We start from the raw sequence: 12,135 nt of genomic DNA on the forward strand, positions 1-12,135 counted from the left end.
CACCTCCTGTCGCCACCAGCAGGAACAACGCCCATGGTTTTGACCCGGTTTCTTCTCCGCCTTTGTGCAAGCCTGACCATAACAGGACTGGCCTTTCTGGCCCTGTGGCTTCCGGGTCTTGTCTGGTTCACAGCAACCATGCCGGAACAAGTAGAAGACAGCAGCACCCGAACCGACGCAATCGTAGTACTGACCGGTGGCAGCGAGCGGATGCAGACTGGCTTCCGCCTTCTGGAACAAGGCATGGGATCCGTGTTGTTCATTTCCGGGGCCGGGCCAGGCACCACACCGGGAGAACTTCTGCGCGATTCCGGAACCCTGAAGCCAGAAGCCCTGCGGAATCACATAGAGCTGGGGCACATTGCCGCTGATACGGTTGGAAACGCTTGGGAAACCACCATATGGTTACGGAGCCATGGCTTGACTTCCATGCGTCTGGTAACCGGCAGCTACCACATGCGGCGCAGTCTTCTGGAATTCCAGGCTGCCATGCCAGAGGCCACCATTATCCCACATCCCGTATTCCCCGGGCTTGTAAAGCAGGATAACTGGTGGCAATACCCCGGAACAGCAGCTCTTTTCGCCACAGAGTACACGAAGTACCTGTTGGCACGGCTTCGCCTGTCCCTTCCCGACGCACCGGGAATACCAAAACCAGTCACGGGGATACCGGTTGCAAAACTACATATGTTTCAGAAAGACGGAGCCAATCCACAGTGATCCTGCTTGTTGTTCTGCGTTCGCTTGTCTTCAATATTTTTTATGTCATATGGACAATCGCCATCGGCATTGTGCTAATGCCTCTTTTGCTTGTACCCGGACGACGGTCGATGCTGGCAGCGCGCTGGTGGGCCTATGGCTTGGTTTTTGGTGCACGCTTCCTGTGCGGTATTCGCTGGCGTGAGGAAGGACGGGAGCACTTGCCCCAAGGGCCGTGTATTATCATGAGCAAACACCAGTCAACATGGGAAACTCTGTATTTCCCGATGGTTCTGGGCAAGCCTGTTTATGTTCTGAAGAAAGAACTCCTGTCTGTTCCGATTGTTGGCTGGCATATGCGGAAATCAGGAATGATCGCCATCGACCGCAAAGCCGGAGCAACGGCCATGAAAGTCATGCTGCGGGGTGTAGAAGAAGCCCTTGGGCGCGAATCCCAGATCATCCTGTTCCCCGAAGGAACACGGACCCAGACAACCGAATACATGCCATTCCAGCCGGGAGCGGCTGCCTTGTATTCACGCTTTGGCAAGTCTGTTCCCGTTGTTCCGGTTGCCCTCAACACCGGCATGTTCTGGGCCCGCAGTTCATTCATGCGCTATCCGGGAGAGATTGTGGTCCGCTACCTTCCACCTGTTCCACACGGACTGGACCGCGAAACCTTCAACAGGACGATCGAGGACGCAATCAACAACACATCCCGTACACTGTGCGGCCTGCCCCTGCAGATGGAAAGTACAGCGGGGGCCGACAGCACAACAGATCCAACGAACCTTCCGGCTTCATGAACAAGGTAGCGTCCTCTAGTGCGCGCCAGCCCATGTATCGGCAACGCCCGTATCCACAATCAGCGGAACCGACAACACAGCCGCACGCTCCATGACTGCTCGCACGACAGAACAGGTCTCATCGACCTGATCCCGGGGCACATCGAAAACCAGCTCGTCATGAACCTGCAACAGTAACCGTGCCTTCAGCCCTTTCTCCTCCAGAGCCAATGGCAGTGCGATCATCGCCTTCTTCAGGATATCGGCTGCACTCCCCTGTATCGGAGCATTCACAGCAGCCCGCTCGGCAAAGGCACGCTGGGCCGGGTTTTTGCTCTGGATATCCGGTGTAAAGCACTTACGGCCGAACAAGGTTCTTACAAATCCCTGTCGGCGCGCCTGCTCAATCGTCTGTTCCATATAGTCGCGAATTTCAGGGAACATGGCAAAATACGCATCGATGAACGCCTTGGCCTCTCCGTTGGAAATGCCAAGCTGACGCGCAAGACCAAAGGCCGATATGCCGTAAATAATCCCGAAATTAATCGCCTTGGCCCGTCGGCGCAGCATCGGATCCATTCCCGCAACAGGCACCCCGAAAACACGGCTTGCCGTCATGGCATGAATATCCTGATCGTTGTGGAAGGCTTCCCTGAGGGCGGCAACAGAAGCAACATGGGCCACCAAGCGCAGTTCGATCTGTGAATAGTCTGCCGACAGCAACACGCAGCCCGGACGCGCCACAAATGCTTGCCTAATTTTACGCCCTTCCTCGGTCCGTATCGGAATATTCTGCAAATTTGGATCATTGGACGACAGCCGCCCCGTGGTCGTGACTGTCATCGCAAAACGCGTATGGACCCTGCCGGAACGGGGGTTTATCTGACGCACCAAGGCATCGGTATAGGTGCTTTTCAGCTTGGCAAGGGCCCGCCAATCCAGAACCTTCTGCGGCAATGCATGCCCTTCGGCGGCCAGGGACTCCAGTACCTCGGCATCCGTTGACCATGCACCGGTCCGGGCACTTTTCCTGCCGCCTTTAAGCCCCATGCGACCAAACAGGATATCACCCAGCTGTTTGGGGGAGGCCACATTGAAAGCCTCACCCGCCAGATCTTGTATGTCTGCTTCTAGGGTCACCATGCGCCCCGCAAAGTCAGATGACAAGGACTCCAGCGCCGTACGATTGACGGCAATCCCCTCCTCTTCCATGGCGAACAAGACAGGTATCAGGGGACGATCGAGCATCTCATAAACAGCCACCATGCGCTCAGCTGTCAGCCGGTCACGGAACAGTGTATGCAGGCGCAAGGTGATGTCGGCGTCTTCGGCAGCATAGGACAAGGCTTTGTCCAGAGGAACCTGATCAAAGGTAACCGCTGCCTTGCCCTTCCCGCACACATCCTCATAGCGGATGGTCTGGTACCCCAGATGGCGCTCTGCCAGCTCATCCATGCCATGACCGTGGCTGGCAGCATCCAGCACATAGGACAACACCATCGTATCATCCACCGGCGTTAACACGAGCGCCTCGCGGGCTAGGACATGAAGGTCAAACTTGATATTGTGCCCAACCTTCAGGACACTGCGATCCAGAAAGAGAGGCTGCAGGATGGCAACCGCATCCGCTATTGCAACCTGCTGCGGTTTTTCCGGTCCTGGTCCTGCCAGAAGATCACCCTGTTGCTGCTGCATTCCATGCCGCAGGGGAATGTAGCAGGCCTGCCCCGGACCAACCGCCAAAGACATGCCGACAAGACGCGCCTGCATGGGATCTAGGCCATCGGTTTCAGTATCCACGGCCACAATGCCTATCTGCATGGCCCGGTCCACCCACCGCTGCAGGGCCTGAAGATCCTGTACCAACTCGTAGGACACCGATTCTTCTGCCTTGGCTGCAACAACCCCGGCATCAGCGTCTCCGTACGGAACAGAAGAGGCTGTACGGGCACGCACCATGGACAGAAGCCGACGAAACTCCATCGTCTCAAGAAATGGAATCAGAACATCCGGGTCCGGAGCACGCCGGGCAAACGACTCAAGAGGCACCGGTACTGGCACATCCTGACGCAATGTCACCAGCTGACGCGAAATGCGGGCAGCATCAGCATGCTCGATCAGACTTGCCCGCCGCTTGGGCTGGCGAATCTCGGGCGCACGCAACAACAAAGTATCCAGATCACCGTATTCCGTAATCAAGGTGGCTGCGGTCTTGATCCCGATCCCCGGCACCCCGGGTACATTGTCGGAAGCATCCCCGGCCAAAGCCTGCACATCAACGACCTTCTCCGGCGCAACACCAAACTTGTCGAGAACGGCCTCCGGACCGATCGTCTTGTTCTTCATGGCGTCGTAGAGCGCGACCCCCTCCCCGACCAGCTGCATCAGATCCTTGTCGGAAGAGACAATCGTCACCCGCATTCCCTGCTGACGGGCCATAAGGGTATAGGTTGCGATCAGGTCATCGGCTTCGAATCCATCCATTTCCACATGAGCCACGCCCAGCGCCGCGGTTGCCTCGCGAATCAGCGAAAACTGGGGAACCAGATCCTCGGGTGGGGGAGGACGATGAGCCTTGTAATCGGCATAAATATCGTTCCGGAAAGATCGGCGAGCGGCATCAAAGATAACCGCCACATAGTCCGCATCCGTGTCCTCGACCAGCTTCATCATCATGCTAGTGTACCCAGACACCGCATTTGTCGGGGTACCGTCGCTGCGGGACAGGGGAGGCAAGGCATGATAGGCGCGAAAGATATACCCGGATCCATCAACCAAAAAGAGATGCTTCATATCACGCCCTTGCGCCTCAAAAACCACAACGCCCCGCAAGATCGTCCTGCAGGGCGGACACACACAACCAAAGTAATGCCATTAAAAAGACATCATGCAGGACCCGGAATCAGGTATCGCCCCACAGCGGGTATCAATGACCCCCGGCTGCCGAGGCACCAGCTTTCAGGACAAATTTGCGGGAACAATACGGGCAAAGAATGTCATGGCTGTCTGGATCCAGATGCAGATATACCCTGGGGTGACCTTGGGCAGGAGAACCCCCGTCGCAGGATGTTTCCATGGACTCGACCTCGACCGTTTCGGTCACAGTAACTGTGGCAGTATGGGACATTGTTTCCTGTCTCCGTGTATAATGAACCACGCCCGGATACAAATGATACCCGGTATAACCCCGCGATCAATGCCACAGTCACAGCAACCCAGCCAACCGGAAAAGTCACAGCAATGCCCGTTTCATACCAGGACTGCCCAGATAACGCGATCTCGCTGCATAACGTCTGCAAGGTTTACCCTGCCAGAGGCGGTGCCGGACCAAAAGTTGCCCTTGACAACATTACCCTGGATATCCCGCGCGGATCTTTTTTCGCCCTTCTCGGGCCAAATGGGGCCGGAAAGTCAACATTGATCAATATTCTGGCTGGACTGGTACACAAGACTTCCGGCACGGTGCGGATCTGGAACAACGACCTAGACCAGCAGGAACGGCAGGCTCGCCTGTCTATCGGGGTCGTACCCCAGGAACTGAACCTTGACCCCTTCTTCAGTCCCCGCGAACTTCTGGACGTTCAGGCCGGCTTGTATGGCGTACCAGCCAAAGAAAGACGCACCGATGAAATCCTAGCCACGGTCGGGCTCAGCGACAAAGCGCATTCCTATGCCCGAACCCTGTCCGGAGGCATGCGCCGCCGCCTTCTGGTAGCCAAGGCCATGGTCCACAGCCCGCCGATCCTTGTTCTGGATGAACCAACAGCCGGCGTTGATATCGAACTGCGTCAACAGTTGTGGGAACAGGTGCGGGCCATGAACCGCAGGGGAACAACCGTCATTCTGACAACCCATTACTTGGAAGAAGCCGAGGAGCTATGCGACCAGATTGCCATCATCAATCGCGGTAAACTTGTTGCCTGCGACACAACATCCGCTCTTCTTGGTCGCCTAGACAACAAGACACTGACGATCATGGTCCATGAACCCCTCAGCTCCCTGCCGGATGCCATTGCCCTTGTGGGAGGAGATGTTGATACAAAACGCAATGCCGTTGTCTTTCGCTACCGTCCCTCCGAGGCGAAAATACCGGAGTTTCTGGAAGCCGTACACCGGGCCGGCTATAGCATTCGCGACCTGAGCACGGATGAAGCCGATCTGGAGGATATCTTCCTGCAGCTGACCGGCACCGGGTGTCAGGCACAACAAAGCGCCTGACACCATGCACAGCACCGGCACCTTTATCATGAGGGATGGCAAGGCTCTGCCCATGCAGGCGTGGCTGCCCGATTTGGCTGAGCCAGACAGCATCGTACTGGGCCTGCATGGCTTCAATGACCATAGCTCTGCCTTTGCCGGCGCCGGTGCATGGTTGTCAGAGCAGGGCATAGTCCTATACAGCTATGACCAGCGGGGATTCGGACGAAATCCTGATGCAGGTCATTGGCTGGGAGAAACTACACTGGTTCAGGATGCGACCTGTATTCTGCACCAGCTACGTACACTGTGGCCCAGCAAACGCCTGTTTCTTTTAGGGGAAAGCATGGGCGGAGCTGTCGCTCTCTGCCTTCTGGCGCAAACAGAAGAAATTCATGTGGACGGGGCTATCCTCTCTGCACCCGCTGTCTGGTCCAAGGCGTCCATGCCGCGTATATACAGAGCCTTTCTGTACGTCATGAATCGCCTGTTTCCCAAAAAGACGCTGAATACACGGACCTCACGGATACGCCCAAGCGATAATCCAGACACCCTCGCGTACTGGAAAAATGACCCCTTTGTCATAAGGGATGTCAGGATAGACGCCCTCCATGGCGTTACGGCCCTGATGGACAAGGCCTGCTCAGTCTGCCCAACTGTGACAACACCGCTGCTGTGGCTACACGGGAAGCATGATCCCATCATCCCCCTGAAAGCCGTGCAGGCTGCAATGCATCTTATGCCAGCACAATCCTGCCAAATCATTGTCTACCCGGAAGGCTGGCATCTCCTGTTCCGCGATACCTGTCGGGCAGACGTACTTCGCGACATAACACACTGGATCAAGAACGTAATCTAAGAACAAATTCTCTCTGGCAGCATCACCTTCTTGAAAGGCGACTGGCGGCTCCACAGCGATTTGGTCGCAATATCAGAACCACGGACCAGCATCAGCGCCTTGCGGCGCCCATTGTACGGGAAACGCGTAATGCAAAGGCTGGACGGACTTGCTATTCCCGTGGCACGCGGCAAAACCTTGGTGACGCATGTCCGGGTTTCTTCTGTCTCGCACGCGATCGCACACAAAAGCGAGGCAAGACTCCAAGACACATCGACAGCATCGGTCTTGTTCTGGAACACGTCACCAAAGAAAATCCTGGCACTGGCATTCACCGCCTCGATGCGACCAATATCGAGATCAAGGATCACGATCGGATCGGGCATGTTTTCGAACAGAAGACGCCAGCGATCACTCCCTTCCTTCAAAGCAGCCTCAGCCTCCCGGCGACGGGAAATATCACGTATCATCAGCATGACAGCGCGAGCTCCGCAGAATGTCACAGGGCGCCCGCCAACCTCAACATGCGCAACAGACCCATCACGACACAACAAGCGTTCTTCAACATAAGGCAGGGGATGCCCTCCCATGGCCAATCGCGTACGAGCCGAAGCGCGGTCATGCAAATCATCCGGCACCAATGTCATGAAGGTCACACCAATCAAGCTGTCAGCATCTGGATAACCCAAGATTCTGGCAGCGGCCATATTGGCGGAAACAATAGAACCACTGACGTGGACAAGTAGCGCATCAGGGCACAAGTCTGATAGCGCATTGTAGCGACTTTCCGCTTCCTCCAAAGTTCTGGAATATTCACGAACCCGCTTCTCCAGTGCCTTCCTGTGCGTCGCAGACTCGGATGCCGAAGAGGATCCAGCTCGTAGAGAAGAGACAGAGGAACCCAGTTCCCGACGCATAAAAACCAAGGTTCCCATAACCAGAAGGCCCGTCGTCAGGGCCACAGCCGTAATTTCAAAGACAACAACATCGACAGGAACGGAAGGAGCAGCGATGAGGCAAGAACCGACAGAGACAGCACATACTATGGCAGAAGCAAAAAAACCGACAGACAGCACATGGCTCGGTGCACGATGCCTATAGATCACTCCAAGCCCAAGGCCAAGACCGCACAGAACAAGATACGAAACGCATCCCCCACTAGCTACGTGGCGCAGCATGTCAACCGGCAACGCAGCCAGTGCAGCACCAAATCCCACCAGAGGGCCAACCAGAATGGACAGACAAAAGCTGACAACCATTCCGGCCACATCTGTAGCATCTATCCCCGTGACCACAGATCCATATGCCAAATCAGGAACCCGCAAGGAAACAGCAAGTGTAAGCAGCGTGGCCACAATAACAATCATGGCACCATACACTGAAAACACGACCAAACGTGACCACCCCACAAGGCAATCTAGGAAACGCAAGGCAAACCCAAGCGAGAAAACGGTTGCGGCGACTGTCAAAAGACAGAAAAGCGCACTGCTACCCGGAATCTGAGACACCGGAGAATCCCCCATGCTTGTATGGCTGTGTTTTGTCCGGCGGAATCTACCGATAAATCAGGGATGGCTCCACACCACCAAGTACAATGGCCACATAATAGACACATAATCACAACGTGTTGTTAATGATAACTATTAATGAATTAAATCATACGAATTCATCAAATGTCCCATGCTGATACAATATGGATTGTATATACTATTTGTTTATTACGCATCCTTCTCGGTCCATACATACACCCCTGTATATCACCCCTATATAAAGTGAAAACGTTCACTAGCGCAGCCGGAACAAGCCGACCACAAACAAGGCTGAACAAACAAGGCTGCACCACACTCTCTGTGCAGGGTTTCCCATGCTCAACAACAGCAATACATGCTGAAAAAAAACTGCTAAACATGTGCCCTGCACACACGGTGCTCACTCGCCTGCCTCCGCAAAAAACGGATCCATGCCATGACTGCTTTTTCCATCCCGACTGTTCGCCACCCTGACGCCAGAGACATCTTGGATGACTTGGTACGGTCTGCCCGTCGCGCAGGTGCCGATGCTGCTGACGGCCTCTTGATTGACGGTCGGTCCATTTCCGTAACCTGCCGAAATGGAAAACTGGAAAGTCTGGAACAAGCAGAAGGGGGCGATATCGGGCTTCGGGTCCTGATCGGCAAACGTCAGGCTATCGTCTCATCGGGAGATCGCAGCAAGGCAGCACTTGCAGAACTGGTAGAACGCGCCATGGCCATGGCGCGCACCGTCCCCGAAGATCACTTTGCCGGACTGGCTGACCCCTCGGACTTGGCCCGCACCATACCGGACCTTGACAGTTTTGACCCAAGGGAAGCCTCTGCAGACGAATTGGTCGGCATGGCACGCGCCGCAGAAGAAGCCGCGCGCTCTGTATCCGGCGTTACCAACTCCGAAGGCGCAGATGCTTCGTGGGGTGCCTCGACCGTCACGCTGGTCGCATCCAATGGTTTCGAACACAGCTACCGCAGCTCAGGCTCCTCACTGTCTGTATCAGTCATTGCCGGAGAAGGCAGTGACGGTATGGAACGTGATTATGAGTGGACCTCTGCGGTCTGGTTGTCCGATCTGGCTGATCCACAGAGTGTGGGGCGTAAGGCAGGGGAGCGTGCGGTACGCAGACTTGGCGCACGCAAGATCAAGACGTGCAAGGTGCCTGTTGTCTTCGAGTCACGGGTTGCCCGAGGGCTGGTTGGAAGCCTGTGCGGAGCCATCAATGGAGCCTCCATCGCACGTGGCACATCATTTCTGAAAGACTCTCTCGGCCAGATGGTGTTTTCGCCCGGGATACACATCACTGAAGATCCACACCGTCCGCGGGGGCTGCGATCACGCCCGGTTGATGCCGAAGGTCTGCCAACGGTGCGACGCCGCCTAATCGAAGACGGGATTCTGACCACCTGGACCATGGATCTTGCATCCGCCCGGCAATTGGGTCTTAAAAGTACAGGACATGCTGTACGCGGGGTTTCTGCACCACCGTCGCCCGGAGTTTCCAATGTCTGGCTGGAACCCGGCGAGGAAAGCCTTGATGCCATGCTGGCCCGGATCGGGACAGGGCTTATGGTCACGGACCTGTTCGGACAGGGTGTCAACATGGTTACCGGGGATTATTCCCGCGGATGTTCGGGGTTCTGGATTGAAAAGGGGCAAATCGCCTTCCCGGTCCATGAAATTACCATTGCCGGGAACCTGAGAGACATGTTCCGCACCATGGCTCCGGCCAATGACCTGGAGTTCCTTCAGGGAACCGATGCTCCATCTGTCTGCGTGGAGGGGATGACGATCGCAGGATCCTGACATCCTGTTCCGGCACCATACGTTGCAGGGAAAGCAGAAACACGTTACATCTTCACTCCTGTCTGGTTTGATCGAGAGATATGATGAGTCCTTCCCGTGCCTTGGTTCTATGTCGTCAAGCAACCGCTATAACCCTTTCCCTGTTTGCTCTTGCCTTGGCGGGATGCTCCGGAAGGGACACATCGTCACCGACATGCCCCGATGTCCGTATTGACAAAGATACGGCCAGCCTGACCCGGTTCCGTGACGACAAAAGGCAGGATTTGACGGATATCGCATTCCAGGCCGAGCTGGTCGATTTCTCCGGTGATTGCGGATACGATGCCAAAACGGACAGCATGGATATACGGATGAAAGTGCTGTTTGCTGTCAGCAAAGGACCGGCCGCATCTGAAGAGACAGGTACGTTCCAATACTTTGTTGCCCTTCCCGCCTTCTTCCCCGACACCGCCGGGAAACAGGTTTTTCCGGTTACGTTCCGCTATCCGGACGGCAACGTACCCACCATGATGATTCGTGATACAGAGGTACGCATCAACCTGCCTCTGAAAGGACGCAATCCTGCAGATACTCCGGTTTACGTCGGCTTTCAGCTGGAACCGCATGAACTGCACCACAATCGCCGCCTCAAGACGCGCTGACCCATCAATATGCGCCGTCAATGCGCGATAAGAAGTGATGTATGGAGCTGTAAACAAAGCATAACCCGATCATGCCAACCGCAGGATCGGGTAATCTGACCCCGGAGGCTGTGACTGTGTCTGAGACCGTGGATGACCTTCATCAGTGTCAATGCCTTGTCCTGGATGGACTGCACCGTTCACTGGGCGCGCGCATGGGGCCTTTTTCCGGCTACACAATGCCCCTGCATTACGAACAGGGCATTCTTGCCGAGCATCTCCACTGCCGCAGGTCTGCCGCGCTGTTCGATGTCTCCCACATGGGGCAGGCTGTCCTGTCCGGTCGCAATATTGCCGAAGCGCTGGAAACTATATGCCCGGGTTCGCTGAAAGAGCTGAAACCAGGCCGTCAGCGCTATACCCTTGTCCTCAATGACCGTGGAGGCATTCTGGACGATATCATGGTTGCCAATATGGGGGCAGGAGGTGACGGGCAGCACCGGTGGCTTTGCGTAACCAATGCAGGCAACAAACAGATTATTTTCCCGATCCTAGAGTCTCTGGCAGGGCCAGACATCCGCGTCACGTTTCCTGACCGTATTCTGCTTGCGCTGCAAGGCCCCCGTGCAGGGCGCGTCTTGTCGCACTTCGCGCCGGCTGCAGCGTCAATGGTGTTCATGGATGCTGGACCACTGACACTGGATGGTATCCCGTGTTTCGTGACCCGGTCTGGCTACACGGGGGAAGATGGATTCGAGATTTCGGCCCCGACCTCCCATGCCGAACGCCTGATGCGCCATCTTCTTGAACATCCGGATGTCAACATAGCGGGTTTGGGGGCCCGGGATACCCTGCGGCTTGAAGCCGGGCTTCCTCTGCACGGGGCAGACATCACTCCAGATACAACCCCGGTCGAAGCAGACTTGACGTTTGCCATCGGAAAACGACGGCGCAGCAATGGCGGGTTTCCCGGTGCAGACATCATCCTGTCACAGATACAAGATCGCCCACCGCGTCTCCGGGTCGGGATCCTGCCGGAAGGACGTGCCCCCGCACGGGCTGGAACCGTTATACAAGCCCCCGATGGAACGCCGGTTGGAACGATAACCAGCGGCAGTTTCTCTCCGACGTTGGAACGTCCCATTGCCATGGGATACGTGGACACCGCATTCAGCAAGCCCGGCACCAACCTGAATCTACTGATCCGGGGCCGTACGGTGCAGGCACATGCTGTAAAACTGCCTTTTGTCGCTCATCGTTATCATCGGGGATAGGAACGGATGACTGACCTGTATTTTACCAAGGAACATGAGTGGATCCTAGTCGACGGACAACAGGGAACGGTCGGCATTACCAATTTTGCACAGGGTCGTTTGGGAGATATCGTCTTTGTCGATCTTCCAGACTCCGGCCATACGGTCACGCAGGGGCAGGAAACAGCCGTTATCGAATCCGTCAAGGCTGCATCCGATGTATACACACCCGTCTCGGGCCGCGTTACAGAGACCAATGCGCAGCTAACGCAGGATCCCGGACTGGTCAACAGGGCCGCCGAATCGGATGGCTGGTTGTTCCGCATCACCCTGTCCAACCCGGGTGAACTCGCCTCCTTGATGAGGCGGGACGAATATGCTGCCCTTACAGGCACGCTCCAGGACTGACC

General features: G+C 55.9%; 11 protein-coding genes. 8 read left to right on the plus strand and 3 right to left on the minus strand.

Annotated elements, in window-relative coordinates; translation table 11 throughout:
- Window positions 1–33 precede the first annotated feature (33 nt).
- Complete coding sequence (locus AY555_RS02465; RefSeq protein ID WP_082811813.1) at window positions 34–720, plus strand: YdcF family protein; 687 nt, start codon at window positions 34–36, stop codon at window positions 718–720.
- Window positions 717–1,505 (plus strand): lysophospholipid acyltransferase family protein, encoded by a 789-nt coding sequence (locus AY555_RS02470; RefSeq protein WP_082811814.1) that lies wholly within the window; start codon window positions 717–719, stop codon window positions 1,503–1,505. The genes AY555_RS02465 and AY555_RS02470 overlap by 4 nt, the downstream gene beginning before the upstream one ends.
- Window positions 1,506–1,520: 15 nt before the next feature.
- Here the strand turns inward: AY555_RS02470 and polA are convergent, their stop codons facing one another.
- Window positions 1,521–4,277 (minus strand): DNA polymerase I, encoded by a 2,757-nt coding sequence (gene polA / locus AY555_RS02475; RefSeq protein ID WP_066136396.1) that lies wholly within the window; start codon window positions 4,275–4,277, stop codon window positions 1,521–1,523.
- A gap of 133 nt (window positions 4,278–4,410) precedes the next feature.
- Entirely contained in the window at window positions 4,411–4,611 is a 201-nt protein-coding gene (locus tag AY555_RS02480; protein ID WP_066132984.1) for a zinc-finger domain-containing protein, read from the minus strand.
- Between the two features lie 113 nt (window positions 4,612–4,724).
- Here AY555_RS02480 and AY555_RS02485 point away from each other — a divergent pair, with 113 nt between their 5' ends.
- Entirely contained in the window at window positions 4,725–5,702 is a 978-nt protein-coding gene (locus tag AY555_RS02485) for an ABC transporter ATP-binding protein (protein ID WP_066132987.1), read from the plus strand.
- A gap of 4 nt (window positions 5,703–5,706) precedes the next feature.
- Complete coding sequence (locus tag AY555_RS02490; protein WP_066132990.1) at window positions 5,707–6,540, plus strand: alpha/beta hydrolase; 834 nt, start codon at window positions 5,707–5,709, stop codon at window positions 6,538–6,540.
- Here the strand turns inward: AY555_RS02490 and AY555_RS02495 are convergent.
- Window positions 6,537–8,027: a PAS domain-containing protein gene (locus tag AY555_RS02495; RefSeq protein WP_167798445.1), complete on the minus strand. Its 1,491-nt coding sequence runs from the start codon at window positions 8,025–8,027 to the stop codon at window positions 6,537–6,539. The genes AY555_RS02490 and AY555_RS02495 overlap by 4 nt on opposite strands.
- Window positions 8,028–8,484: 457 nt before the next feature.
- On the opposite strand from AY555_RS02495, the gene AY555_RS02500 reads away from it, so the two are divergent.
- The 4 genes from AY555_RS02500 (at window position 8,485) to gcvH (ending at window position 12,133) form a co-directional block, all read left to right on the plus strand.
- The gene (locus tag AY555_RS02500; protein WP_066132996.1) at window positions 8,485–9,852 is read left to right on the plus strand and encodes a TldD/PmbA family protein; all 1,368 of its coding nucleotides are present in this window, start codon (window positions 8,485–8,487) and stop codon (window positions 9,850–9,852) included.
- Between the two features lie 80 nt (window positions 9,853–9,932).
- Complete coding sequence (locus tag AY555_RS02505; protein WP_156483270.1) at window positions 9,933–10,493, plus strand: hypothetical protein; 561 nt, start codon at window positions 9,933–9,935, stop codon at window positions 10,491–10,493.
- A gap of 71 nt (window positions 10,494–10,564) precedes the next feature.
- Complete coding sequence (gene gcvT, locus AY555_RS02510; RefSeq protein WP_082811815.1) at window positions 10,565–11,746, plus strand: glycine cleavage system aminomethyltransferase GcvT; 1,182 nt, start codon at window positions 10,565–10,567, stop codon at window positions 11,744–11,746.
- A gap of 6 nt (window positions 11,747–11,752) precedes the next feature.
- Window positions 11,753–12,133 (plus strand): glycine cleavage system protein GcvH, encoded by a 381-nt coding sequence (gene gcvH, locus AY555_RS02515; protein ID WP_066133002.1) that lies wholly within the window; start codon window positions 11,753–11,755, stop codon window positions 12,131–12,133.
- The last annotated feature ends 2 nt before the right edge of the window (window positions 12,134–12,135 follow it).

Origin of the sequence: Haematospirillum jordaniae, assembly GCF_001611975.1 — a bacterium.
Taxonomy (GTDB): Bacteria; Pseudomonadota; Alphaproteobacteria; order Rhodospirillales; family Rhodospirillaceae; genus Haematospirillum; species Haematospirillum jordaniae.

Coding starts and splice junctions, on each gene's coding strand:
- AY555_RS02505 (WP_156483270.1), top strand. CDS start 9,933: ATGATGAGTCCTTCCCGTGCCTTGGTTCTATGTCGTCAAGCAACCGCT.
- AY555_RS02485 (WP_066132987.1), top strand. CDS start 4,725: ATGCCCGTTTCATACCAGGACTGCCCAGATAACGCGATCTCGCTGCAT.
- gcvH (WP_066133002.1), top strand. CDS start 11,753: ATGACTGACCTGTATTTTACCAAGGAACATGAGTGGATCCTAGTCGAC.
- AY555_RS02500 (WP_066132996.1), top strand. CDS start 8,485: ATGACTGCTTTTTCCATCCCGACTGTTCGCCACCCTGACGCCAGAGAC.
- AY555_RS02490 (WP_066132990.1), top strand. CDS start 5,707: ATGCACAGCACCGGCACCTTTATCATGAGGGATGGCAAGGCTCTGCCC.
- AY555_RS02480 (WP_066132984.1), bottom strand. CDS start 4,611: ATGTCCCATACTGCCACAGTTACTGTGACCGAAACGGTCGAGGTCGAG.
- polA (WP_066136396.1), bottom strand. CDS start 4,277: ATGAAGCATCTCTTTTTGGTTGATGGATCCGGGTATATCTTTCGCGCC.
- AY555_RS02465 (WP_082811813.1), top strand. CDS start 34: ATGGTTTTGACCCGGTTTCTTCTCCGCCTTTGTGCAAGCCTGACCATA.
- gcvT (WP_082811815.1), top strand. CDS start 10,565: ATGCCAACCGCAGGATCGGGTAATCTGACCCCGGAGGCTGTGACTGTG.